We start from the raw sequence: 23,801 nt of genomic DNA on the forward strand, positions 1-23,801 counted from the left end.
TTCGTCCGCTGTGGATGAGGCGTACATGATCGCAAGGAGGCGCACCTAGAGTGCAGGCCAAGCTGAGCACGATGTTCCAGTCCCTACGAGTCCGCAACTACCGACTCTTCGCCACCGGACAGCTGATCAAGTTGATCGGCGTCTGGATGATGTTCATCGCCCAGGACTGGCTCGTCCTCGAGCTCAGCGACAACTCCGCCACTGCGCTCGGTGTGGTCACCGCGCTGCAGTTCACCCCCGTCCTGCTGCTGACCCTGCTCTCCGGCCGCCTCGCCGACCGGTACGACAAGCGGCTGCTGCTGTTCGTCGCCAACGCGTTCTGGACCGTGCTGGCGCTGGTGATGAGCCTGCTGGTGCTCACCGGGCTGGTGCAGCTCTGGCACGTCTTCGCGTTCGCCGGCCTGCTCGGGGTGGCCAACGCGGTGGAGACCCCGGTACGGCAGGCGTTCGTCTCCGAGCTGGTCGGCGTGCCGCTGCTGCCGAACGCGCTCTCCCTCAACGCGGCCACCTTCAACTCGGCCCGGATCGTCGGGCCGGCCGTCGCCGGCCTGGCCATCGCCGCCTTCGACGTCGGGCCGGTGTTCCTGTTCACCGCGCTCAGCTCGATCGCCCCGCTGGTCAACGTGGTGCGGATGCGCCCCGAGGAGCTGCACCGCAAGGACCTGCCGGCGACCGGCCAGCGCGACCGGGCCCGGGTGGTGGACGGCCTGCGGTACGTCTGGCGCCGGGCGGACCTCCTGCTGCCGATGGCGCTGATGTCGGTGGTCGGGATGAGCCTGTTCAACTTCCAGCTCACCCTCGCCGCGCTGGCCAAGACCGTGTTCAAGACCGGGGCCGCCTCTTTCGGCCTGTTCAGCACCGCCCTCGCGGTGGGCGCGCTGGCCGGGGCGCTGGCCGGCACCGGTCGGCGCAGCCGCCCCTCGGTCTGGCTGGTCCTCGGTGCGGCGATCGGCTGCGCCAGCTTCGGCACCCTGGTCGGGCTCGCCCCGACGTACGGGCTGGTGGTGGCGCTGCTGATGCCGACCGGGTTCTTCATGGTCTTCTTCGCCCAGGCCGCCAACCAGCGGGTCCAGCTCGGCGTCGACGCCGCCTTCCGGGGCCGGGTCATGGCCCTGTGGGTGCTGGTCTTCCTCGGCACCAACCCGGTCGGCGCGCCGATCATCGGCTGGGTGGCCGAGACCTTCGGCGCCGGGGCGAGCATCTGGATCGGTGGCCTGATCTCGCTGGCCGCCGCGCTCCTCGCGCTCACCTGGCAGCTCCGCCGGTCCGGCGCCCGGCTGCGGCTCCGGGTGCTGCCGATGCCCCGCTTCTACGTGGTTTCGCCCGGCGCGGAGTGATTTTCGCAGGGGCCGGTCCCCGACACGGGGGGCCGGTCCCCGCCCATACATTCGCGTCCGGATGTCGGCAATCGGGTGGCGGCCGGCCGCGACGCGGCTTAACGTCGATATGTGGGAGCGGGCCGGGGACTGCTGCTGGTGCTGGCGATTCTCGCCGTGTGCTGCCTACCCGCCCTCTTCGCGCTGGCCTTCTGCGCCGACGAGATCATCGATCGGGTGGTCTGCCGGTGGGCCGAGTGGCGGGAGCAGCGCCGCGAACAGCGCACCATCGCCCGGCTGGACCGGGCGATCGAGGCGGACGCGCTCACCCGGGACATCGACCTCACCGAGTTCGACCGGGACGGCCGGCGACCGCTGGAACAGCTCGCCACCGACCTGCGCCGGCTCGGTGGGCACCGGCTCGCCGCCGTCCACCGGTCGGTGGTCTGGCACGGCGCGGTCATCGACGCGTACGACGAGCGGTTGCGCGCCGCCTGCCGGGCACTGGGCATCGTGGAGCATCTGGCCGAGTTGGACGGTGTCGACCGGGAGATCGAGCGGGTCCGGGTGGAGGGGCTGCTGCACGCCGCCGGGCTCACCCTGCCCGCCGCCCGTGCCGGCCACCACCAGCGGCACCGCTGACCGGTGCGGCTCTTCGTCGCGGTCTACCCGCCCCGGCCGGCGGTCGAGGACCTGACCGGCCAGGTCACCCGGCTCCGGGTCGGGGCCGCCTCCGCCGCCGGCACCAACGTACGGCTGGCCGACCCGGCCGAGGCCCACCTCACCGTCGCCTTTCTCGGCGACGTCGAGGACGACCGACTGGTCGAGGTGGAGAGCACGCTCGGCGTGGCTGTTGAGACGTTCCGGGACGGCCGGGCCAGCTCCCCCCGGCTCCGACTGGGCGGTGGCGGCAGCTTCGGACGTGGCCGGTTCACCGTCCTCTGGGTGGATCTGCGGGGCGACGTCGAGGCGCTGGCGACGCTGGCCCGGCTGATCCGGCTCGGCCTGCGCCGGGCCCGCCTGCCGCACGACGAGCGGCCGTTCCGGCCGCACCTGACCATCGCCCGCCCCGGCGATCGGGTCGACCGCGCCGACATCCTGGCCGACCGCGAGACCCTGCACGACTACCTCGGCCCGGAATGGCCGGCCGCCGAACTCGTCCTGGTCCGCAGCCACCCCGGCCCGCACCCCAGCTACGACCGCCTGGCGGCCTGGCCGGTCTGAGCGGACCGGCGCGCACCTGGGGTGACGGGTTGCGGCATGCCGGGGCATTCCGAGGACCGGAAGCCGAGACATGCCGCAACCCGTGGATCATGCGCCGGGCCGGCCAGGCGCGACCCGGCGCGGCGTCACCAGGCCCAGGCCTCCGGGCCGGGGCCGCCGTTGCCGACCGGCGGAAAGAGCTCGTCGAGCTTCTGCAAGGTGGCCTCGTCGAGGGTGATGTCGAGGGCGCCGAGGTTGCGGTCCAACTGGTCCATGGTGCGCGGGCCGACGATCGGGGCGGTCACCCCGGGGCGCGAGAGCAGCCAGGCCAGCGCGACGTCGGCCGGATCGTGGCCGAGGTCCGCGCAGAGCTTCTCGTACGCCTCGACGGTGGGCCGGTGCGCGGCGAGCGCGTCGGCCGACCGGCCGCTGGTGCCGCGGGCCGCGCTGCCCTCGGCCATCTTCCGGATGATCCCGGAGAGCAACCCGCCGTGCAGCGGGGACCAGGGGATGATGCCCAGCCCGTAGTGCTGCGCGGCCGGGATGACCTCCAACTCGACGCAGCGGGTCATCAGGTTGTAGATGCACTGCTCGGAGACGAGGCCGAGGAAGTTGCGCCGGCCCGCCGCGGCCTGCGCCTGGGCGATGTGCCAACCGGCGAAGTTGGACGATCCGACGTAGAGGACCTTGCCCTGGGCGACCAGGGTCTCCATCGCCTGCCAGATCTCCTCCCACGGCGTGGTCCGCGAGATGTGGTGCATCTGGTAAAGGTCGATGGTGTCGGTCTGCAGCCGGCGCAGCGACTCCTCGCAGGCCCGGATGATGTGCCGGGCGCTGAGGCCCTGGTCGTTGGGCCACTCGCTCATCTTGCCGTACACCTTGGTGGCCAGCACCACCTTGTCGCGGCGCCCGCCGCCCTGCGCGAACCAGCGGCCGACGATCTGCTCGGTGACGCCCTCACCGAGCTTCCAGCCGTACACGTTGGCGGTGTCGAAGAAGTTGATCCCGTGGTCGAGCGCCCGGTCCATGATGGCGAAACTGTCCGGCTCGTCGGTCTGCGGCCCGAAGTTCATGGTGCCGAGGCAGAGCCGGCTCACCGAAAGACCTGTGCGTCCCAGGTTCGTGTACTCCATGCGTCCACCCTGGCACGCGGGCACTTCGAGTGCCCACGACAACTCCAGCTCCGCGCGTCCGACGCCGCGCTGCGACCTGGAGCCGTCGCCTACCAGCGTGGACCGTCGGTCAGGACGACTCGCGGGCGGCCGGGCCGCTGCCGAAGAGGACGTCGTCCCAGCTCGGCAGGCGCTTACGCGGCTTGCCGCCGGCCTCCGTCGACTCGCTGCCACCGGCCGCCGCGGCGCCCGTGCGGCGCGGCCGCAGCACGGCCAGCGAGGGTACGGCCGGGACCTCCTTCGGTGCGTCCGAGTCGTCGTCGAACGCCGAGCCCTGACCGCCGCCGAGCAGTGCCGCCGCTCCGCCGGAGACGGCCCGCTGCCGGGGCGCGTCCGGACCGGCCAGCGCGGCCGGGGACCGGGTCTCCAGACCCCGGCCGGACGCGCCGCCGAGCGGCCGGTCCAGCGAGGCGAGCAGGGCGTCCCGGCCGGCGCGGATCGGGTCCCGGCCCGGGCGGGCGTGCTCCGCCGGCGCCGGCAGGCCGTGCCCGCCCCGGCTCGGCTCGCCGCGCGACGGGCCGGGCAGCGCGTGACCGCCCCGCTCCGGTGCCGGCTCCTGGCCGAGGATCGGCGTGGGGCGCTCGGCGCACAGGTACTGCGCCATGTCGTCGTGCGGCGCGACCTGCTGCCGGGTCTTGTCGAGGTCCCAGACCGCCTGCGCGGTGGCCTTGCCCGACGGCCAGGTGGCGATGATCCGCCAGGTGCCGTCGTCCCGCCGGTAGGCGTCCCACGAGATCTTCTCGGTGTCGATCCCGTGCTGGGCCAGGCGGCCGTTGACCACCTCGGCCAGCGGGGTGGGCTTCTCCGCGCCCTTGAGCCGGGTCCGCCGGGCGTGCTGGGCGAGCATGGCCCGCTCCTGGAGCACCGGGCCCGCGTAGCGCAGGACGCGGTCGACCGGGACGCCGGCGATCCGGGCGACGTCCTCGGCGGACTCGCCGGAGCGGATCCGGGCCTGGATGTCCCGCGGGGAGAGTGACGGCGTCGGATCGGCGGTGGTCGGCACCGCCGCCAGCGGGGCCGCGCCGGGCTCGGCGTGCAACGCCGTGGCGATGCGTTCGTCGATGGGGAGGGCGAGCAGGCGCCCGACCTCGTCGGCGAGCACCAGAGCCTGACCGTCCTCGGAGAGGGCGACGAAGCGTACTGGGCGCATGGGCTTGCCTCCGTCCCGCTTCGCTGGCCGTCGCGCCACGAGCCGGCCACCCGGGCGTCTCGCACCACCGTACGCTCATCTACCCGGAGGTGGGGGATGCGACACCCGGCATGTCGCGACTGAGCTGCGGCGATGATCACGGTGGGTGGCCGGCGGAGCCCCGACGGCCACCCACCGTCACGAGGTGATCAGAGTCGCTCGACCACGTAGTCGATGGACGCGGTGAGCGCCTCGACGTCGGCCGGCTCCACCGCCGGGAAGAGCGCGATGCGGAGCTGGTTGCGACCCAGCTTCCGGTACGGCTCGGTATCCACGATGCCGTTGGCGCGCAGCGCCTTGGCGATCGCCGAGGCGTCCACCCCGTCGGCGAAGTCGATCGTGGCGACCACGTTGGAGCGCAGCGCCGGGTCGGCCACGAACGGGGTGGCGAACTCGGCCCGCTCCGCCCAGCCGTACACGGTGCCGGCGCTCTCGGCGGTGCGCTTGGCCGCCCAGGAGAGGCCGCCCTGCGCGTTCATCCAGTCGGTCTGCTCGGCGGCCAGGAAGATGGTGGCCAGCGCGGGCGTGTTGTACGTCTGCTCCAGCCGCGAGTTGTCGATCGCGGTGACCAGATCCAGGAAGGCCGGGACGTAGCGGCCCGACTCCTTGATCTCGGTGGCCCGGGCGAGCGCGGTCGGCGACATGAGGGCCAGCCAGAGGCCACCGTCGGAGCCGAAGCACTTCTGCGGGGCGAAGTAGTAGACGTCGGTCTCGCCGACGTTGACGTCCAGGCCGCCGGCGCCGGAGGTGGCGTCAACCAGCAGCAGCGAGCCCTCGTCGGCGCCCGCCACCCGGCTGATCGGCACGGCGACGCCGGTGGAGGTCTCGTTGTGCGGGGTGGCGTAGACGTCCACGCCCGCCTCGGCGACCAGGGTCGGCGCGGTGCCCGGCTCGGCCTTGCGGACGGTCGGCTCGCCCAGGAACGGTGCGTCCTTGACCGACTTGGCGAACTTCGCGCCGAACTCGCCGAAGCTGGCGAACTGGGCCCGGTCGCGGACCAGGCCGAAGGTGGCGACCTCCCAGAAGGCGGTGGTGCCCCCGTTGCCGATCACCACCTCGTAGCCCTCGGGCAGGGAGAAGAACTCGGCGATGCCCCGGCGCAGCCGGGCCACCTGGTCGCGGACCGTCTTCTGCCGGTGCGAGGTGCCCAGGTAGCTGGTGGCGACGTCGGCGAGGGCGGAGACGGCCGCCGGACGGACCTTGGACGGCCCGCAGCCGAAGCGCCCGTCGGCGGGCTTGATGTCGTCGGGAATCCGGATGGTCGGTGCGTCAGCCACGGTTTTCTCGATCCTTCCGCATGGGCGGGGACGGGCCCTGATGCGGGCGCGGACCGACGACGGCCGCGCGCGGGGCGCGCGGGGGAGCCGGGATCCGAGCCCGGTCCGGCGGCACTGCCGGCCTTCATCCTCGCACCCGCACCACCTGCCCCGACGGCTGGTCCCACCGCCGGGGCTGAGGGATGCGCCACATGCGGCGAGGCCCCGGCCGGAGCCGGGGCCTCGCTGGCGTCGCCGATCCTCGGGGGGTGTTGCGAGGTGCCCCCCTTCCGGACACCTCAGACGCCGTGCGGGACGGCGTCCCAGCCCTCGACCTGCTGCGGCTTGCGCGGGCCGTGGCCGACGTACTTCGCGGACGGGCGGACCAGGCGCTGGAGCTTCTTCTGCTCCAGGGTGTGCGCGGACCAACCGCCCATCCGGGCGCAGGTGAACATCGAGGTGAACATGTGCGCCGGCACCTCGGCGAAGTCCAGCACCACGGCCGACCAGAACTCGACGTTGGTGGCGAGCACCCGGTCCGGGCGGCGGGCCTGCAGCTCGGCGAGGGCGGCCCGCTCCAGCGCCTCGGCAACCTCGAAGCGCGGCGCGCCCAGCTCCTTGGCGGTGCGGCGGAGCACCCGGGCGCGCGGGTCCTCGGCCCGGTAGACCCGGTGGCCGAAGCCCATCAGCCGCTCACCGCGGTCGAGGACGCCCTTGACGTACCCCTCGGCGTCGCCGCTGCGCTCGACGGCCTCCAGCATGCTGAGCACCCGCGACGGGGCGCCGCCGTGCAGCGGGCCGGAGAGCGCGCCGATGCCGGAGGAGATGCAGGCGGCGGCGTCGGCGCCGGTGGAGGCGACGATCCGGGCGGTGAAGGTGGAGGCGTTCAGGCCGTGCTCGGCGGCCGAGATGAAGTACGCGTCGACGGCCTTGACGTGCCGCGGGTCGGGCTCGCCCCGCCAGCGCTTCATGAAGCGCTCGACGATCGTCTCCGCCTTGTCGATCTCCTTCTGCGGCACCGCGGGCAGGCCGAGGCCGCGCGCGGACTGGGCGACGAAGGAGAGCGCGGTGACCGACACCCGGGCCAGGTCCTCGCGGGCCTGCTCGTCGGAGATGTCGAGAAGCTGGTTGAGCCCCCAGTACGGGGCGAGCATGGCGACCGCGGACTGCACGTCGACGCGGATGTCACCGGAGTGCACCGGCACCGGGAACGGCTCGGCCGGCGGCAGGCCGGGGCCGAACCGCCCGTCGACCAGCAGCGCCCAGACGTTGCCGAAGGAGACCTGGCCGATCAGATCCTCGATGTCCACGCCGCGATAACGCAGCGACCCGCCCGCGCGGTCCGGTTCGGCGATCTCGGTCTCGAAGGCTACGACGCCCTCCAGGCCCGGTTTGAAGTCGGACATATCGTCTCCTGGCTTCCGGCGGCGGTGTGCGCCCGGGCGGGCGGGCTGATCCGGCCCCGCGACCCCGGGCGACCCTCTCAGGGTTGTGGTTCGTGACATCTTGCCTGCTGGGTAACCGAGTGCGCGACCCACCGCGACTGTGCGCCACGCGACATCCCCATGGGTGGACAAGCTCACGGCCTCGACCAGACTTGGCGGTGGGGTCTGGCCAGCGTCGGGGGACGCGGCCGCCCCGACGAGGGAGACGAAGACTGTGACGGGCAACACACCAGCTCCGGCCGGCATGCGTAACGAGTACGCGGCCGACCTGGGCCTTTCCGAATCGGACCTGGCTCCGGACTGGCCGACCCAGTTCGCCTGCTGGTTCGCCGACGCGGTGGCGTACCCGCTGCCCGAACCGAACGCGATGGTGGTCGGCACCGCCGACGCCGAGGGCCGCCCCAGCGGCCGGACCGTCCTGCTGAAGGGGTACGACCCGGAGGGCTTCGTCTTCTACACCAACTACGGCTCGCGCAAGGGCGCCGAGGCGACCGCCAACCCGTGGGCCAGCCTGGTCTTCCCCTGGTTCCCGATGCAGCGGCAGGTGGTCGTGGCCGGGCGGGTGGAACAGGTCGACCGGGCCGAGACCGAGGCGTACTTCGCCAGCCGGCCGCGCGGCTCCCAGCTCGGGGCCTGGGCCAGCAGCCAGTCCCGGGTCGTCCCGGACCGCGCGGCGCTGGACGCGGCGTACCGGGCGGCGGCCGAGCGCTTCGCCGGGGTGGACGGGATCCCCGCGCCGCCGCACTGGGGCGGATTCCGGGTCCGCCCGGAGACGGTGGAGTTCTGGCAGGGCCGGGCCAGCCGGCTGCACGACCGGCTGCGCTACCGGCGGACCGACGAGGGTGCCTGGGTCGTCGAGCGGCTGGCGCCGTGACCGGAGTCAAGGAGGCCCGGCCGCGCGGAGCGCGCCGCTGGGCGATCGACCTGCGCCCGCTGGGCGTGCCCGCGTACCGGCGGGTGTGGCTCGGCAACGCCGTGGCCATGTTCGGCTTCCAGTTCACCGCCGTGGCCGTACCGGTGGAGATGTTCAACCTGACCGGCGGCTCGTTCTGGGTCGGCCTGCTCGGGATCGCCGGGTTCGTGCCGCTGCTGGTGTTCGGGCTCTGGGGCGGGGCGGTCGCCGACGCCCGGGACCGGCGGCGGGTGCTGCTGGCCGGGGGTGGGCTGCTCTGGGCGTCGACCCTGGCGCTGCTGGTCCAGGCGCTGCTCCGGGTCGGCAGCCCGACCCTGCTGCTGTTGCTCGTGGCGGTGCAGTCGACCGCGTTCGCGATCACCTCGCCGGCGCGGAGCGCGATCCTGCCGCGGCTGGTACCGGCCGAGCTGGTGCCGGCGGCCAGCACGCTGAACTTCACCACCTTCACCGCGGCCTCGGTCTTCGGGCCGCTGACGGCCGGGCTGATCTTCGCGACCTGGCGGACCGAGGTCGGGCTGCCGATCGCGTACGCGGTGGACGCGCTGCTGTTCACCGTCTCGCTCTGGGCCACGCTGCGGCTGCCCGCGATGCGGCCGGAGCCGGATCCGGACGGCCACGGCTCCCCGCGCCGGGCGGGGCTGGCCAGCATCGTGGACGGGTTCCGCTATCTGGCCACCACGCCGGTGCTGCTGCTCTCCTTCGCCATCGACCTCGTCGCGATGATCCTGGCCATGCCCCGGGCGCTCTTCCCCGAGCTGGCGCACGAGCGGTTCGGCGGCGGTGCCGCGGTCGGCTGGCTCTACAGCGCGATCGCCATCGGGGCGATGCTGGGCGGCCTCACCTCCGGCTGGATCGGCCGGGTACGCCGGCAGGGGCTGGCCCTGGTGGTGGCCGTGGTGGGTTGGGGCGTGGCGATCGCCCTGGCCGGGCTGGCCCGGCAGCTCTGGCTGGTGGTGGCGCTGCTCGGCCTGGCCGGGGCCGCTGACCTGGTCAGCGCGACCCTGCGGCAGTCGATGCTGCTGGTCTACGCCCCCGACCGGATGCGCGGCCGGCTCCAGGGGGTGAACACCGTGGTGGTCGCGGGCGGCCCGCGCCTGGGCGACCTCCGGGCCGGTGCGACGGCGGCGGCGTTCGGCACCGGCGTCGCGATGGTCGGCGGCGGCGTCGCCTCCGCGATCCTGGCCGTGCTGCTGGTGGTGGCCTTCCCGGCGCTGCTCCGCTACCGGGCGGCGACCGCCGCCGGCCGGGACTGACCCACCGGTCGGGACGCGATCATCGAAGCCAGCGGGGGCCGACGGGGACGGGCTAAGGTCGCCGGCATGGAGAACGCCACGCACCCGTCCCCCTCCGGCGCACAGTGGACCATCGCCGCCGACGGCCACGAGGCCGTCGTGGTCGAGGTCGGCGGTGGCCTGCGGGCCTACCGGCACGACGGGGTCGACCACGTCGACGGGTACGAGGCGGACGAGCTCTGCCCCGGCTCGGCCGGCCACGTGCTCGCGCCCTGGCCGAACCGGATCCGGGACGGCGCGTACACCTTCGGCGAGCGGTCGTTGCAGCTCGACCTGAGCGAGCCGGCCCGGCACAACGCCATGCACGGCCTGGTCAACTGGGTCTCCTGGCACCTGGTCGAGCAGTCGCCGGAGGCGGTGACCGTCGGCTACGAGCTGCCGCCGAGCCCGGGCTACCCGTGGGCGCTGCGGCTGCGGACCCGGTGGAGCGTCGGGGCGGACGGGCTGCGCGCCGAGCACGAGGTGACCAACCTGGCCGGCGAGGCGGCGCCCTTCGGCTTCGCGACCCACCCTTACCTGCGGCTGCCGAAGGCGGCGGTGGACGAGGTGTCGCTGCGGGTGCCGGCGCGTACCCGGGTGCTGGTGGACAACCGGATGCTGCCGCTGGCCGCCACGGAGGTCGCCGGCACCGAGTACGACTTCACCGAGCCGCGGGCGATCGGCGACGCCGTGCTGGACACGGCCTTCGGCGACGTCGTGCGGGACGCCGACGGTGGCTCGGCGGTGACCCTCGCCGCGCCGGACGGCTCGGCGCTGCACGTGTGGGCGGACCGCGAGTTCGGCTGGTGGCAGGTGTTCACCGGGGACACGCTGCCCGGCGAGCGCCGCCGCCGCTCGGTCGCGGTCGAGCCGATGACCTGCCCGGCGGACGCGTTCCGCTCCGGCAAGGACCTCATCTCGCTGGCCCCCGGCGAGACCTGGCGGGGTGCCTGGGGCATCCGGCCCGGGGCCTGACCGTGGAGTTCGCCGAGGTTGTCCGGCGGCGCCGGATGGTCCGCAACTACGACCCGGACCGGCCGGTCCCGCCCGAGGTGGTGGATCGCCTGCTGGCGCACGCGGTCCGGGCTCCCTCGGCGGGTTTCGCCCAGGGCTGGGGCTTCCTGGTGCTGGAGGAGCCGGCCGACCGGGAGCGGTTCTGGGCGGCGGCCACTCCGGGCGGGGGCGGCCGGGACCGCTGGCTGGCCGGCATGCGCCGGGCCCCGCTGATCGTGGTGCCGCACGCCAACCGCTCCGTCTATCTGGACCGGTACGCCGAGCCGGACAAGGGCTGGGCGGACCGGTCGACGGACCGCTGGCCGGTGCCGTACTGGTACGTGGACACCGGCTTCGCCGCGCTGCTGATGCTGCTCACCGCGGTGGACGAGGGGCTGGGCGGGTGCTTCTTCGGCATCCCGCCGCAGCGGCTCGACGCGTACCGGGAGGCGTTCGGGGTGCCGGCGGAGTACCAGCCGATCGGCGCGCTCACCATCGGTTATCCGGCGCCCGACCACCGGTCACCGTCGCTGCGGCGGGGGCGGCGGCCGGTGACCGAGGTGGTCCGGCGGGGCCGGTGGGATTGAGGGGATTTGTTCCCGCCTGGCCGGGTATTGCAGGTCTAGAAACCGACATGAGGGAGGAAAACGCGGTGTGCCGGGTGCGGCTAGGCTGGCACCGACATCACCAGCCGGGCCAGGGGGAGGGGAGCGCGCCTTGATCTTCAGAGCGGTCCGGGACGGGCGTCCCTACCCGGAGCACAACCTCACGCTCAAGCAGTGGGCGGAGATCCCGCCGCGGCCGCTGCGGCTGGACCAGCTCATCACCACCAAGCGGGAGTTGGCGCTGGACAAGCTCCTCGCCGAGGACTCGACCTTCTACGGCGACCTCTTCCCGCACGTCGTGCAGTGGAACGGCGGTCTCTACCTGGAGGACGGCCTGCACCGGGCGCTGCGCGCGGCGCTCCAGCAGCGCAACCAGATCCACGCCCGGGTGCTGGTGCTCGGCCCGCAGGGCGAGTGACCGCCCACTGAGCCTTCGTTAAGGTGACGGCATGACTCCTCTCGACCTGCTGGACATCGACGCGTCGCTGGGCGAGGAGGAGCGGCAGATCCGCGCCGTCGTGCGCCAGCTCGTCGACGACCGGGTACGTCCGCACGTCGCCGGCTGGTACGAGGACGGCCGCGTCCCGGCCCGTGAGCTGGCTCGTGAGTTCGGCAAGCTCGGCCTGCTCGGCATGCACCTGACCGGGTACGGCTGCGCCGGCGCGTCCGCCGTCGCGTACGGGCTGGCCTGCCTGGAGCTGGAGGCCGGCGACTCCGGCGTCCGCTCGCTGGTCTCGGTGCAGGGCTCCCTGGCCATGTACGCCATCTGGCGCTACGGCAGCGCGGAGCAGAAGCAGCGCTGGCTGCCCGGCATGGCGGCCGGCGAGGCGATCGGCTGCTTCGGGCTGACCGAGCCGGACCACGGCTCCGACCCGGCCGCGATGGCCACCCGGGCCCGCCGGGACGGCGACGACTGGGTGCTCAACGGCAGCAAGATGTGGATCACCAACGCGCCGATCGCCGACGTCGGGGTGATCTGGGCGCGCACCGACGAAGGCGTGCGCGGCTTCGCCGTACCGATGGACACGCCCGGCGTGACGGCGCGCGAGATCCAGCACAAGATGTCGCTGCGCGCGTCGCTGACCGGGGAGATCGTCCTCGACGACGTGCGGCTCCCGGCGGACGCCCGGCTGCCCGAGGCGATCGGGTTGAAGGCGCCGCTGAGCTGCCTGACCGAGGCCCGGCACGGCATCGTGTGGGGCGCGCTCGGCGCGGCCCGCGACTGCCTGGAGACGGCGCTGTCGTACGCGACCACCCGGACCCAGTTCGGCCGGCCCCTCGCGGGCTTCCAGCTCACCCAGGCCAAGCTCGCCGACATGGCCGTCGAGTGGAACAAGGGGCTGCTGCTGGCGCTGCACCTGGGCCGGCTCGCCGACGCCGGGAAGCTGCGCCCGGCGCAGGTCAGCGTGGGCAAGCTGAACAACGTGCGGGAGGCCCTGGCGATCGCCCGGCAGTGCCGGACCATCCTTGGCGCCAACGGTGTCTCCGGCGAGTACCCGGTGATGCGGCACGCCAACAACCTGGAGAGCGTGTTGACCTACGAGGGCACCTCGGAGATCCACCAGCTGGTCATCGGGCAGCAGCTCACCGGGCTCTCCGCCTTCGCCTGAGCGTCCTGTGCCCGCCCCGGGCCGCTCGCCGCGCGAGTGTCGCACGAGGGCCGTAACGTCATCATCAGTCGATGTTTCTGACGAGGACGGTGAGGACGATGGCCCGCGACGGTGACATCAACGAGCCCACCAGGGAGTTCCCGGAGTACCCGGCCGGTGACTCCCGCGAGGCCCGGGCCGGCGTCACGGACGAGCCGGCGCCGGACGCCCCGGCGTCGACCGGCGGCCCGGTCCGGGGCCTGCTCTGGGTGCTCGGCGCGGCCGCGCTCGTCGTGGTGGCACTGCTCGGCGTGCAGGCGACCGGCATCCTGCCGGACTTCCGCAACCCGTTCGCCCAGCAGCAGACCGACCGCAGCCAGCCGCCGCTGCTGAAGTCGATCCGGGACCTCAGCCGGTACGTGGCCGCCGAGGGTGACTTCCAGGTGGTCGTCGACGTGCAGAAGGATCGGAAGAACGTGCCGGACTTCCTGCTCAACGAGCGGACGCTCTTCGTCGGGGCGGGCCGGGTCGAGGCGTACGTGGACTTCTCGAAGATCGCCGAAGGGGCGGTCGTGGAGTCCGCCGACAAGAAGTCGGTGGAGATCAAGCTGCCCGCGCCGCAGCTCGGGGAGACCAACCTCGACCTGGAGAAGAGCTACGTCTTCGCCGAGGAGCGCGGCCTGATCAACCGGCTGAACGAACTGGTCGCCGGCGACCCCAACCGGCAGCAGGCGGTCTACAAGCTGGCCGAGGACCGGATCACCTCCGCCGCCCGGGACAGCGGGCTGACCGCCCGGGCGGAGGAGAACACCCGCAAGATGCTGGAGGGGCTGCTCCGTTCCCTCGGCTACCAGAAGATCACGGTCACCTACACGGCTCCCTGAACGCGCGCTTCCCGACGCCCGCCCGGCCTCCCGGGCGGGCGTCGCCCGTTCCGGGGTCAGTAGCGCACGCGGCCCTCGTCAGGCATCAGGATCCAGAGGATCAGGTAGATGATCACCTGGGTGCCGGGCAGCAGCAGCGACAGCAGGAACAGCAGCCGGACCATGCCGGCGGACATGCCGAACCGCTGGGCCAGGCCGGCGCAGACGCCGGCGAACATGCGCCCCTGGCGGGGCCGGACCAGTTTGCGACTCATCGTCGTACTCCCACTCTGCGGCGATCCGCCGCGCCTAATTCCACGCTAGGAAGGGATGCGCGCCGCGCCCTCGGTCCCGAGGAGGATCGGCGACCCGGGCACCCGTAGGTGCTTACCCCGGCGGCCCGCGGCCGACGCGTGGCGGATCTCGCTCGGCACGACTGCCCTCGGCGGTGCGCGGGCCGGCCGCCGCTGCGACACCTCGACGGCGACGCGGCAGTTCGGCGGGGCGGCGGGGCGACGGGTGGTGACGGTGGGGAGACGGGTGGCCGCGCAGGGTGGGCGTGCGCCGGGAGACGGCGGGTACCGACCTGGGCGGGTAGGCTCGCCGGTCGGACCCCGTACCCCGGGGGCCCACCCGCCGTCCCCGACCGGGGCGGCTCGCACCGGTCCGGATCCGCACAACGGGTACGACGGCGAGGAAAGTGCAGCCATGATCAGTGTTTTCGACCTCTTCAGCGTCGGCATCGGGCCGTCCAGCTCGCACACCGTGGGCCCGATGCGGGCCGCGCGGACCTTCGTGGCCGGGCTCAAGGCCGACGCGCTGCTCACCGACGTCGCCCGGGTGCAGGCCGAGCTGTTCGGCTCGCTGGGCGCCACCGGGCACGGCCACGGCAGCGACCGGGCGGTGCTGCTCGGGCTGGAGGGCGAGGCGCCCGAGACGGTCGACACGGACTCGGTGGGCCCGCGGGTGGAGCGGATCCGGGCCGGTCGGCGGCTCGACCTGCTCGGCACCCAGGAGATCGCCTTCGATCCGGACCGGGACCTGGTGCTGCACCGGCGGCGGTCGCTGCCGTACCACCCGAACGGGATGACGTTCGCCGCGTACGACGCGGCCGGAGCGCTGGTCCGCGCCCGCACGTACTACTCGGTGGGTGGCGGTTTCGTGGTGGACGAGGCGGCGGCCGGGGCGGATCGGATCAAGCCGGACAGCACCCGGGTGCGGTTCCCGTTCCTCACCGGCGCGGAGCTGCTCGCCGTGACCACCGGCACCGGGCTGTCGATCAGCGAGGTGATGCTCGCCAACGAGCTCTCCTGGCGCAGCGAGGCGGACGTACGGGCCGGGCTGCTGGAGATCTGGCGCGTGATGCGGGAGTGTGTCGAGAACGGCTGCGCCCGCGACGGCGTGCTGCCGGGCGGGCTGAAGGTCCGCCGCCGGGCGGCCGAGCTGCACCGGAGCCTGGAGGCGGAGGCCGACACGACCGACCCGCTGCGGGCAATGGACTGGGTCACCCTGTTCGCCCTCGCGGTGAACGAGGAGAACGCGGCCGGCGGCCGGGTGGTCACCGCGCCGACCAACGGCGCCGCCGGGATCATCCCGGCCGTGCTGCACTACTACACCCGGTTCGTGCCCGGCGCCTCCGAGGAGGGGGTGATCCGCTTCCTCCTCGCGGCCGGCGCGATCGGGGTGCTGTTCAAGGAGAACGCCTCGATCTCCGGCGCCGAGGTGGGCTGCCAGGGCGAGGTCGGGTCGGCCTGCTCGATGGCGGCGGCCGGGCTCGCCGAGGCAATGGGCGGCACCGCCGAGCAGGTGGAGAACGCGGCCGAGATCGGCATGGAGCACAACCTCGGGCTCACCTGCGACCCGGTCGGCGGCCTGGTGCAGATCCCTTGCATCGAGCGGAACGCGGTGGCCAGCATCAAGGCGATCACCGCCGCCCGGCTGGCGCTGCGCGGCGACGGCGTGCACGCCGTCTCGCTGGACAAGGTCATCAAGACCATGCGGGAGACCGGCGCCGACATGAAGGTGAAGTACAAGGAGACGGCGCGGGGCGGCCTCGCGGTCAACGTCATCGAGTGCTGAACCCGAAGGAGTGAGCACGGGGGTACCCGTGTCGACCGAGAACCGTGGAGGCGAGGATGGGACGGTGACGACAGGAGTCGCCGCGCTCTGGTCGGCCCGCAACTCGCTGCGCATCCTGGTCAAGCGGGACCTCGCGGTGAAGTACCAGCAGTCGGTGCTGGGCTACTTCTGGTCGCTCATCGAGCCGCTCGGCATGGGCCTGATCTACTGGTTCGTCTTCGGCGTGCTCTACTCCGGTGCCACCCGCCGCCACCTCGGCGAGGCGGCCGGGTCGTACCCACTCTTCCTGATCACCGGCATCTTCGCCTGGATGTGGGCCAGTTCGGCGCTGACCGAGGCGACCAACGCGCTGACCGGGCAGGCCCGCCTGATCACCACGATGAACGTGCCGCGCCAGGTCTTCCCGATCGGCCGGGTCACCGGCCGGTTCGCCGAGTACCTCGCCGGACTGCCCATCCTGCTCGGCATCGCGGTGATCTACCTGGTGCCCGGGAAGATCCACCCCGGCTGGTGGCCGCTGCTGGCCCTGCCGCTCGCGGTGACCGTGCAGTTCATCCTGCTGGTCGGGCTCGCGCTGCTGCTGTCGGCATGGAACGTGCTGATGCGGGACATCGAGCGCTTCATGCGGCTGATCATCCGGGTGCTCTTCTACGCCACCCCGATCATCTACCCGCTGACTCTCGTCCGGGATTCCGGTATGCCGACCTGGGTCAAGATCGCATACGAGCTGAACCCGCTGGTCGGCATCTTCCAGCTGCACCATGCGATCTGGTACCCGGACCAGTTCCCCGACGCCCGGCTGCTGGCCGTGACCGTGCTGGGCAGCCTGCTGGTGCTGGCGGCCGGCTGGTGGTCGTTCAGCCGGCTCGAACCGGCCGTGCTCAAGGAACTCTGACATGACGGCGATCATCGAGGCGGAGGGGCTCGGCATCCGGTTCGTGCGGAACCGGCGTCGCCAGCTCCGACTGCGCGAGCTGGCGATCCACCGGGGCCGGCGGAACGCCGCCACCGACCAGTTCTGGCCGCTGCGCGACGTGTCGTTTCGGATCGAGCCGGGCGAGACCGTGGGGGTGGTCGGGCGCAACGGCACCGGCAAGAGCACCCTGCTGCGGCTGATCGCCGGGGTGCTGATCCCCGACGAGGGCCGGATCCGGGTCCGCGGCGCGGTGGCTCCGCTGCTGGAGCTCTCCGCCGGCTTCTCCAACGACCTGACCGGGCGGGAGAACCTGTACCTGGTGGGCGGGCTGCACGGGCTGTCCACCGGGTACCTGCGGCGGCACTTCGACGAGATCGTCTCGTTCGCCGGGGAGCAGGTGGAGCGTTCGGTGGACACCTCGGTCCGGCACTACTCCTCCGGCATGAAGGTCCGGCTCGGCTTCGCGATCATCGCCCACCTGCCCCACCCGGTCCTGCTGATGGACGAGGTGACCGCCGTCGGGGACGCGGAGTTCCGCGCCAAGTGCTATGCGACCATCGAGCGACTTCTCGCGGAAGGGCGCACGCTGGTGCTGGTGTCACACAACGAAAAGGACCTCACCCGGTTCTGCCGTCGGGGGCTCTACCTCGACGCCGGACGGCTCACCATCGACGGGACCATCGACGAGGCGCTGCGGGCGTACGCCGCCGCGTGCCCGCGGTGACGCTCGCGATCGTGCTCGCCGCCGGGCCGGCGGCGGGCCTGACCACCGATGCCGGGGAACGCCTGACCGACCGGCTCGCCGGGCAGTGGCGGCGGGCCGGGGCGACCGAGGTGCGGGTCGCCGCCGACCTGGCCGAGCTGGCCGGACTGCTGGCCGCCGCTACCGGCCCGGTGCTGCTCAGCGGGGCCGACCTGGTGGCGCACACCGCCGTACTGAAGCACCTGGCGACCAGCCCGGTGGGGCCGACGGTGGCCCTGGTGCTCACCGACCCGCCGGCCCCCGGCCGGGCGACGGTGCGCGAGGAGCGGGGTCAGGTGGTCGCGGTCGGCGACCCGGCCGGCGCGACCGGGGTGTTCGGCGGCGCGCTGCGGGTCGGCCCGGCCGACCTGCCGTTCCTGGCCGCCGCCGCCGAGCGGGCGGCGGCGGGTGCGGGGGACCCGGCGTCCGCGCTGGACCAGCTCTTCGCGGGCCTCGCGGCGCGTGGCTCGCTGATCTTCGCCCACCGGGTACGCCTGCTCGTGGCGCACCGGGTAGGCGCGGAGTCGGAGTTGCCCGCGGCCGAGGCGGCGGTGGCGGCGGTCGACGAGGACAAGGCCGAGCTGCGCCTGTCGGTGAAGGAGCGGGACGACTTCTTCACCACGTTCTTCGTCAGCAGCTGGTCCCCCCAGGTGACGAGGGTGGCCGCCCGGATCGGCCTCAGCCCGACCGGGGTGACCATGATCTCGGTGGCCTTCGCGGTGGCCGCCGCCGTGCTGTTCGGGGTCGGCGGCCGGGCCGCGCTGGTCGCCGGCGGTGTCCTGCTCTACCTGGGCTTCGTGCTGGACTGCGTGGACGGGCAGCTGGCCCGCTACACGCGGCACTTCAGCGCCTGGGGCGGCTGGCTGGACACCATGGCCGACCGGGCCAAGGAGTACGTGGTCTACGCCGGCCTCGGCTACGGTGCCACGCACGCCGGCTTCCGCTACGGCTGGGCGCTGGCGATCGCCGCGATGACCCTGCAGACCGTGCGGCACATGACCGACGCCTGGTACGGCGTGCTGCACGACGAGGCGGCCCGGCGGCCCCGGGCGGCGGCCGGGGACGCCGACGGCATCGGCGGGAAGCTGAACGCCGCCTCGACGAAGGTGCAGGCGGACACCGGTTCGGTGTCGTACTGGCTGAAGCGGACGGTGGTCTTCCCGATCGGTGAGCGGTGGGCGCTGATCGCGGTGACCGCCGCGCTCTTCGGTCCGCTGGTCTCGCTCTGCGCGGTGCTGGTCTGGGGCACGCTGGCGTTCGGGTACACCGGTGCGCTGCGGACGCTGCGGGCCTGGTGGATGCGGGTGCCGGTGATGACCACGGTCGACGTGACCCTGCACCGGGACGACGGCCCCGTGCTCCAGCGGTTCGCGGCGGCCCGCCCGTCGGGCGTGGAACGTCTCCTGCTCCGGGCTGCCCGCCCGGGGACCGGCGTGCTGTGGCTGGCCGGGCTGCCGGCGCTGGGGCCGGCGGTGCTGCTCCTGCTCGCCTGGCGCTGGGGCACCGACACGCCGCGCTGGGTGGTCGTGGTGGCCCTGCTGGTCTGGCTGCTCGCCGCGCTGGGCGTCCGGGCGACCCCGGACGGGCCGCTGGACTGGCTGGTCCCGGCCGCGCTGCGGGCCGGGGAGTACCTCTTCGCCATCGCGGTCGGGGTGGTCGGCGGCGCGTCCGCCTGGCTGATCTTCGGGTACGTCTTCGTGCTGACCCTGCACCACTACGACCTGACCGCCCGGCTGGAGAAGCGGCAGGCGGCCCCGCCGCTGCACGCCGCTTCGCTGGGCTGGGAGGGGCGGTCCGTGCTGCTGGGTCTCGCCGCAGTCGCCGGAATGGCCGGAATCGTGAGTATCGCTCTGGCTACACTCGGTGCGTACCTTCTCGTGGTTTTTGTCGCGAGCGTGGTCCTCGCCTGGGCGGTCCTGCCGGCTCGCGCCCAGCGGACGCCGGCCCCGACGGGCGGGGGTGTGCGCTCGCCGGGCTGACGGAGGGCCGGCCGGGATGACTCTGCTCAGCTTCGTCGTACCGGCCTACCGCGTGCAGGGCTACCTGCGGGAGTGCCTCGACTCGATCCTTGAGCAGCCCTACGACGACCTCGAGGTGATCGGGATCGACGACGCCTCGCCGGACGACAGCGCCGAGATCCTGGCCGAGTACGCGCATCGCGACCCCCGGGTCCGACCGGTCGTCCTCGCCGAGAACGTCGGGCTCGGTCCGGCCCGCAACATCGGGCTGGACCGGGCCGTCGGCGAGTACGTGTGGTTCGTCGACGGCGACGACTGGCTGGTCCCGGGCTGCCTGCCGCACGTCGCCGACCGGCTCGTCGCCACCCGCCCGGACGTGCTGATCGTCGACCACGTCCGGGTGCACTGGAACAACGTCGGCACCCGCAGCGCGATGCGCGACGTGTTCCCGGAGCCGCCCGGTGAGGCGACCTTCCGGCTGACGGACCGGCCGGAGACCACGCGGCTGCTGCACACCGCCTGGAACCGGGTGGCCCGTCGGGAGTTCCTGGTCGAGCGGGGCCTGCGCTTCGCGCCCGGCTGGTACGAGGACGTCTCGTTCAGCTATCCGGCGCTGATGGCCGCCGGGCGGATCGGCGTGCTGGACCGGGTCTGCCTCAACTACCGGCAGCGGCGGACCGGGGCGATCACCCGGACCCGGGGCGACCGGCACTTCGAGGTGTTCGCCCAGTGGCACCGGGTGTTCCGGCTGATGGACCGGTGGGACGGGCCGGTCGACGCGCTGCGCCCGGCCCTCTTCGAGCGGATGATCTGGCACTACCTGACCGTGCTCGGCAACGGCGAGCGGATCGACTCGGCGCTGCGGCCCGCGTTCTTCGCCCAGATCCACGCCGATTACGCCCGCTTCCTGCCGCCCGGCGGCTACCCGGTCCCGTCCGGCGTGGAGGGGCTGAAGCACCGCCTGGTGGCGGCCGGGCGGTGGCGGACGTTCAGCGCGCTTCGCGGCGCCAACCAGGCGGCGGACACGGCCCGGCGGACGGCCCGCAAGGTCAGGCGGCGGGTGCTGCCGGTGGCCCGGCGTACCGCGCGGAAGGCCCGGAACTCCGCGCTGCGCGAGTACTACCGGGGCGAGCTGCACCGGCCGTTGGACCCGACGCTGGCCGTGTTCGCCGCGTACTGGTACCGGGGTTTCGCCTGCAATCCGGCCGCGATCTACACCGCCGCCCGCCGCCTCGCCCCCGAGGTGCGTGGCGTGTGGGTGGTCCGGCGGGACCGGGTGGGCACCCTCCCGCCCGGGGTGGAGTACGTGGTCGCCGGTACCCGGGACTACTACCGGGCGCTGGCCCGGGCCCGCTGGCTGGTCAACAACGTCAACTTCCCGGACTTCGTCCGCAAGCGACCCGGCTCGGTGCACGTGCAGACCCACCACGGCACTCCGGTCAAGGTGATGGGGCTGGACCAGCAGCGTTACCCGACGGGTGCGATGGGCATGAACTTCGCCAAGCTGTTGCACCGGGTGGACCGGTGGGACGTCAGCGTCTCCTCGAACAGCTTCTCCACCCAGATGTGGGAGCGGGCGTACCCGGCCGCCTACCGCACGCTGGAGGTCGGCTATCCGCGCAACGACCGGCTGGCGCTGGCCACCCCGGACGAGTGCCAGCAGGTCCGCAAGGAACTGGGCATCGGTCCGGACGAGTTCGTGGTGCTGTACGCACCCACGCACCGGGAGCACCTGCCCGGTTGGCGTCCGCCGTTCGACCCGGACCGAATGCGTGACGTGCTCGGCCCCGCCGGGCGGCTGCTGATGCGCAGCCACTACTTCCACGACCGGGACCGGCGGCCCCGCGGCCCGGCCGGGGGCGGCGGGGTGCTGGACGTGAGCGCCCACGACCGGGTGGAGGACCTCTACCTGGCGGCGGACGTGCTGGTCACGGACTACTCGTCGGCGATGTTCGACTACGCGGTGCTGGACCGGCCGATCGTCGTGTACGCGCCGGACTGGGACGCGTACCGGGTGGCCCGGGGTGTCTACTTCGACCTGATCGCCGAGCCGCCCGGGGCGGTGGCCCTGGACTTTCCGGCCCTGCTGGAGGTGTTCCGGTCGGGTGCGCTGCACTCGGTCGGGGCCGAGCAGCACCGGCAGCGGTTCCGGGCGCGGTTCTGCGCCCTCGACGACGGGTACGCCGCCGAGCGGGTGGTCCGGCACGTATTCCTCGGCGAGCCAGCCTGAGAAGGGGTTACTCGCCGGTCACCTTACTCATCGGCGCCGACCGATCCGGTGTAATGGGTCTGTCACGAGACGAACATGGAACGTTTACCCGATGTGCGAATCGGATGATCCTGGTCACAGTCATTCCCGGGTTCGGCCGAGAGCTGGGGAGGAGACGGTGACCACCGTCGCGCTCAAAGATGTCACCAAGGTGTTCCAGGACGGGACAGTCGCGGTCGACACCATCAATCTGGACGTAAACGACGGCGAGTTCATGGTGCTGCTGGGCCCTTCGGGCTGCGGCAAGTCCACCGTGCTCCGGATGGTGGCCGGGCTGGAGGATCCGACCGCCGGTGCCGTGATGCTCGACGGCGAGGTGGCCAACGACCTGCCGCCCCGGGAGCGGAAGATCGCCATGGTCTTCCAGGATTTCGCCCTCTATCCGCACATGACGGTGGGCGACAACATCGGCTTCCCGCTGCGGCTGTCCGGCGTCGAGCCGGGACCGCGTGGAGAGCGGATCCAGGACGTGGCCAGCGCCCTCGGCATCGGGGACGTGCTCGCCCGTAAGCCCAGCCAGCTCTCCGGCGGCCAGCGGCAGCGGGTCGCGATGGGGCGGGCGATAGTGCGCCGGCCCGGCCTGTTCCTGATGGACGAGCCCCTCTCCAACCTGGACAGCGGTCTGCGCGCCGAGCTGCGTGCCGAGATCTCCGGGCTGACCCGCGAGCTCGGCGTCACCACCATCTACGTGACGCACGACCAGGCCGAGGCGTTGACCATGGCCGACCGGGTCGCCATCATGCGCAAGGGCGTGCTCCAGGACGTGGGCACCCCGACCCAGGTGTACGGCCGGCCGGCGACGCTCTACGTCGCCGCGTTCCTCGGCAGCCCCCGGATGAACCTGCTGGAGGCGTCGGTCTACGTCCACCTCGACCGCTACGTGGTGTTGAACCTCGGCGAGCAGTCGCTCTACCTGCCCTGGAACGACATCCGCAGCCGGGCCGTGGCCCACTACCACGGCGAGCGGATCGTGGTCGGCATGCGGGCCGAGGCGCTCACCCCGGTCGCCCCGGACACCCCCGGCGACGTGCTCCAGGGCCGGATCCGCTACCTGGAGCACCACGGCCACGAGTCGCTGGCCTTCCTCGACATCGGGGCCACGGCGATCATGGTGGACGAGATGGGCAGCCCGGTGGAGAACGCGATGCCCGGCCAGCGTGGCCTGCGCCGGTTCGGCCACGTCATGCAGCGGCTCGCCGGCCGGTCGGTGGACGCCCCGGTCTCCGCGCCGCCCGGCGGGGGGAACCGGACCAGCGTGCTTGCCGACCCCGGCCGGCACCACCGTCGCCCGGCGGAGCTGGCCGTGCGACTCGCCCCGTACCCGGCCGTCTCGGCGGGGCACCCGCTGGCCGTCCAGGTACGCATGGACGCGCTGCACCTCTTCGACGAGCGCGGCGACCGGATCGACGTCGGCTGGCGCTGAGCGGGGCCGGCTGACCGTCGGGGTGGATGTTGGCCCGAGCCGCGTAACGCTCCGTGAGAGGCATCCTCTTGCCGGTGAGGTTACCGACGAGTAGCGTTCGGGCATGTCCATCGACTCTCGCCAGGTGGCGGCCGGCCTGCTCGAGGCCGTGCCGTTCGCCCGTACGCTCGGTATCGAATTCGTCGAGGTCGCGCCCGAGGCGGAGGGCGGGGTGCGGGCGGTCGTCCGGCTCCCCGACCTCCCGGAGCACCACAACCACGTCGGCGGTCCGCACGCCGGGGCCATGTTCACCCTCGGGGAGACCGCCTCCGGGGCGGTGGTGCTGGCCGCCTTCGGTCCGGTGCTCGACCGGGCGGTGCCGCTGGCGGTGACCGCCACCATCGGGTACAAGAAGGTCGCCATGGGGCCGGTGCGGGCCACTGCCCGGCTGGGGCGGGCCCCGGCCGAGGTCATCGCCGAGCTGGACGCGGGGCAGCGGCCGGAGTTCCCGGTCGAGGTGGAGATCGGCACCGAGGACGGCGCCGTCACCTCGGTGCTGACGGTGGTCTGGACGCTTCGGCCGAATCGCTGACGCCCGAAACGTGGTCGTCCGGCCGGTC

At 73.1% G+C, this 23,801-nt stretch carries 22 protein-coding genes; 17 read left to right on the plus strand and 5 right to left on the minus strand.

Annotated features, from left to right (window positions below; all coding sequences use genetic code 11):
- Positions 1-50 precede the first annotated feature (50 nt).
- The 3 genes from ACL02O_RS07085 to thpR all read left to right on the plus strand — a co-directional run bounded on the left by ACL02O_RS07085 (position 51) and on the right by thpR (position 2,540).
- Positions 51-1,337, plus strand: a complete 1,287-nt coding sequence (locus ACL02O_RS07085; RefSeq protein WP_412817159.1) for an MFS transporter — start codon at positions 51-53, stop codon at positions 1,335-1,337.
- Between the two features lie 111 nt (positions 1,338-1,448).
- On the plus strand, positions 1,449-1,958 hold the full coding sequence (locus ACL02O_RS07090) for a hypothetical protein (RefSeq protein ID WP_412817160.1): 510 nt from the start codon (positions 1,449-1,451) through the stop codon (positions 1,956-1,958).
- 3 nt (positions 1,959-1,961) lie between these two features.
- The gene (thpR, locus tag ACL02O_RS07095) at positions 1,962-2,540 is read left to right on the plus strand and encodes an RNA 2',3'-cyclic phosphodiesterase (RefSeq protein WP_412817161.1); all 579 of its coding nucleotides are present in this window, start codon (positions 1,962-1,964) and stop codon (positions 2,538-2,540) included.
- A gap of 125 nt (positions 2,541-2,665) precedes the next feature.
- Here thpR and ACL02O_RS07100 read toward each other — a convergent pair whose 3' ends face one another.
- The 4 genes from ACL02O_RS07100 to ACL02O_RS07115 form a co-directional block, all read right to left on the minus strand.
- Positions 2,666-3,652 (minus strand): aldo/keto reductase, encoded by a 987-nt coding sequence (locus ACL02O_RS07100; RefSeq protein ID WP_412817162.1) that lies wholly within the window; start codon positions 3,650-3,652, stop codon positions 2,666-2,668.
- Between the two features lie 109 nt (positions 3,653-3,761).
- Positions 3,762-4,841 carry a septation protein SepH gene (gene sepH, locus ACL02O_RS07105; RefSeq protein ID WP_412817163.1) on the minus strand — a complete coding sequence of 360 codons (1,080 nt, stop codon included), beginning with the start codon at positions 4,839-4,841 and terminating at the stop codon, positions 3,762-3,764.
- A gap of 188 nt (positions 4,842-5,029) precedes the next feature.
- A complete protein-coding gene (gene serC, locus ACL02O_RS07110) occupies positions 5,030-6,157 on the minus strand; it encodes a phosphoserine transaminase (RefSeq protein ID WP_412817164.1) in 1,128 nt (375 codons plus the stop codon).
- A 278-nt stretch (positions 6,158-6,435) separates the two neighbouring features.
- The gene (locus ACL02O_RS07115) at positions 6,436-7,542 is read right to left on the minus strand and encodes a citrate synthase 2 (RefSeq protein WP_412817165.1); all 1,107 of its coding nucleotides are present in this window, start codon (positions 7,540-7,542) and stop codon (positions 6,436-6,438) included.
- Between the two features lie 283 nt (positions 7,543-7,825).
- Here ACL02O_RS07115 and pdxH point away from each other — a divergent pair, with 283 nt between their 5' ends.
- The 7 genes from pdxH to ACL02O_RS07150 all read left to right on the plus strand — a co-directional run bounded on the left by pdxH (position 7,826) and on the right by ACL02O_RS07150 (position 13,836).
- The gene (pdxH, locus tag ACL02O_RS07120) at positions 7,826-8,455 is read left to right on the plus strand and encodes a pyridoxamine 5'-phosphate oxidase (protein WP_412817240.1); all 630 of its coding nucleotides are present in this window, start codon (positions 7,826-7,828) and stop codon (positions 8,453-8,455) included.
- Positions 8,452-9,747, plus strand: coding sequence for an MFS transporter (locus ACL02O_RS07125; RefSeq protein ID WP_412817166.1), 1,296 nt, complete (start codon positions 8,452-8,454; stop codon positions 9,745-9,747). The genes pdxH and ACL02O_RS07125 overlap by 4 nt, the downstream gene beginning before the upstream one ends.
- Before the next feature lie 66 nt (positions 9,748-9,813).
- Positions 9,814-10,740 carry an aldose 1-epimerase family protein gene (locus tag ACL02O_RS07130; protein ID WP_412817167.1) on the plus strand — a complete coding sequence of 309 codons (927 nt, stop codon included), beginning with the start codon at positions 9,814-9,816 and terminating at the stop codon, positions 10,738-10,740.
- Positions 10,741-10,742: 2 nt separating this feature from the next.
- Positions 10,743-11,345, plus strand: coding sequence for a nitroreductase family protein (locus ACL02O_RS07135; RefSeq protein WP_412817168.1), 603 nt, complete (start codon positions 10,743-10,745; stop codon positions 11,343-11,345).
- Positions 11,346-11,475: 130 nt separating this feature from the next.
- Positions 11,476-11,781, plus strand: coding sequence for a type II toxin-antitoxin system VapB family antitoxin (locus tag ACL02O_RS07140; RefSeq protein WP_109945322.1), 306 nt, complete (start codon positions 11,476-11,478; stop codon positions 11,779-11,781).
- A 31-nt stretch (positions 11,782-11,812) separates the two neighbouring features.
- Entirely contained in the window at positions 11,813-12,973 is a 1,161-nt protein-coding gene (locus ACL02O_RS07145) for an acyl-CoA dehydrogenase family protein (RefSeq protein WP_412817169.1), read from the plus strand.
- Between the two features lie 98 nt (positions 12,974-13,071).
- Positions 13,072-13,836: a DUF4230 domain-containing protein gene (locus tag ACL02O_RS07150; RefSeq protein WP_412817241.1), complete on the plus strand. Its 765-nt coding sequence runs from the start codon at positions 13,072-13,074 to the stop codon at positions 13,834-13,836.
- A 56-nt stretch (positions 13,837-13,892) separates the two neighbouring features.
- Here the strand turns inward: ACL02O_RS07150 and ACL02O_RS07155 are convergent, their stop codons facing one another.
- Positions 13,893-14,090: a PspC domain-containing protein gene (locus ACL02O_RS07155; RefSeq protein ID WP_412817170.1), complete on the minus strand. Its 198-nt coding sequence runs from the start codon at positions 14,088-14,090 to the stop codon at positions 13,893-13,895.
- 433 nt (positions 14,091-14,523) lie between these two features.
- Between ACL02O_RS07155 and ACL02O_RS07160 the strand changes: the two genes are divergently transcribed.
- The 7 genes from ACL02O_RS07160 (at position 14,524) to ACL02O_RS07190 (ending at position 23,773) form a co-directional block, all read left to right on the plus strand.
- Entirely contained in the window at positions 14,524-15,894 is a 1,371-nt protein-coding gene (locus ACL02O_RS07160) for an L-serine ammonia-lyase (RefSeq protein ID WP_412817171.1), read from the plus strand.
- Between the two features lie 64 nt (positions 15,895-15,958).
- Positions 15,959-16,789: an ABC transporter permease gene (locus ACL02O_RS07165; RefSeq protein ID WP_412817172.1), complete on the plus strand. Its 831-nt coding sequence runs from the start codon at positions 15,959-15,961 to the stop codon at positions 16,787-16,789.
- A gap of 1 nt (position 16,790) precedes the next feature.
- Complete coding sequence (locus ACL02O_RS07170) at positions 16,791-17,534, plus strand: ABC transporter ATP-binding protein (RefSeq protein WP_412817173.1); 744 nt, start codon at positions 16,791-16,793, stop codon at positions 17,532-17,534.
- Complete coding sequence (locus ACL02O_RS07175; protein ID WP_412817174.1) at positions 17,531-19,531, plus strand: DUF5941 domain-containing protein; 2,001 nt, start codon at positions 17,531-17,533, stop codon at positions 19,529-19,531. Before ACL02O_RS07170 ends, ACL02O_RS07175 begins: the two co-directional genes overlap by 4 nt.
- A 16-nt stretch (positions 19,532-19,547) precedes the next feature.
- Entirely contained in the window at positions 19,548-21,740 is a 2,193-nt protein-coding gene (locus tag ACL02O_RS07180; protein ID WP_412817175.1) for a bifunctional glycosyltransferase/CDP-glycerol:glycerophosphate glycerophosphotransferase, read from the plus strand.
- A gap of 157 nt (positions 21,741-21,897) precedes the next feature.
- Positions 21,898-23,202, plus strand: coding sequence for an ABC transporter ATP-binding protein (locus ACL02O_RS07185; RefSeq protein WP_412817176.1), 1,305 nt, complete (start codon positions 21,898-21,900; stop codon positions 23,200-23,202).
- A gap of 103 nt (positions 23,203-23,305) precedes the next feature.
- A complete protein-coding gene (locus ACL02O_RS07190; protein ID WP_412817177.1) occupies positions 23,306-23,773 on the plus strand; it encodes a DUF4442 domain-containing protein in 468 nt (155 codons plus the stop codon).
- Positions 23,774-23,801 lie beyond the last annotated feature (28 nt).

Origin of the sequence: Micromonospora mangrovicola (assembly GCF_047200535.1) — a bacterium.
GTDB lineage: Bacteria > Actinomycetota > Actinomycetes > Mycobacteriales > Micromonosporaceae > Micromonospora.

Bases quoted from the DNA above. Each gene is read 5' to 3' on its own strand.
- ACL02O_RS07190 (WP_412817177.1), top strand. From the start codon at position 23,306: ATGTCCATCGACTCTCGCCAGGTGGCGGCCGGCCTGCTCGAGGCCGTG.
- ACL02O_RS07170 (WP_412817173.1), top strand. From the start codon at position 16,791: ATGACGGCGATCATCGAGGCGGAGGGGCTCGGCATCCGGTTCGTGCGG.
- ACL02O_RS07115 (WP_412817165.1), bottom strand. From the start codon at position 7,542: ATGTCCGACTTCAAACCGGGCCTGGAGGGCGTCGTAGCCTTCGAGACC.
- ACL02O_RS07180 (WP_412817175.1), top strand. From the start codon at position 19,548: ATGACTCTGCTCAGCTTCGTCGTACCGGCCTACCGCGTGCAGGGCTAC.
- sepH (WP_412817163.1), bottom strand. From the start codon at position 4,841: ATGCGCCCAGTACGCTTCGTCGCCCTCTCCGAGGACGGTCAGGCTCTG.
- ACL02O_RS07150 (WP_412817241.1), top strand. From the start codon at position 13,072: ATGGCCCGCGACGGTGACATCAACGAGCCCACCAGGGAGTTCCCGGAG.
- ACL02O_RS07145 (WP_412817169.1), top strand. From the start codon at position 11,813: ATGACTCCTCTCGACCTGCTGGACATCGACGCGTCGCTGGGCGAGGAG.
- ACL02O_RS07130 (WP_412817167.1), top strand. From the start codon at position 9,814: ATGGAGAACGCCACGCACCCGTCCCCCTCCGGCGCACAGTGGACCATC.
- pdxH (WP_412817240.1), top strand. From the start codon at position 7,826: ATGCGTAACGAGTACGCGGCCGACCTGGGCCTTTCCGAATCGGACCTG.
- ACL02O_RS07160 (WP_412817171.1), top strand. From the start codon at position 14,524: ATGATCAGTGTTTTCGACCTCTTCAGCGTCGGCATCGGGCCGTCCAGC.
- ACL02O_RS07155 (WP_412817170.1), bottom strand. From the start codon at position 14,090: ATGAGTCGCAAACTGGTCCGGCCCCGCCAGGGGCGCATGTTCGCCGGC.
- ACL02O_RS07100 (WP_412817162.1), bottom strand. From the start codon at position 3,652: ATGGAGTACACGAACCTGGGACGCACAGGTCTTTCGGTGAGCCGGCTC.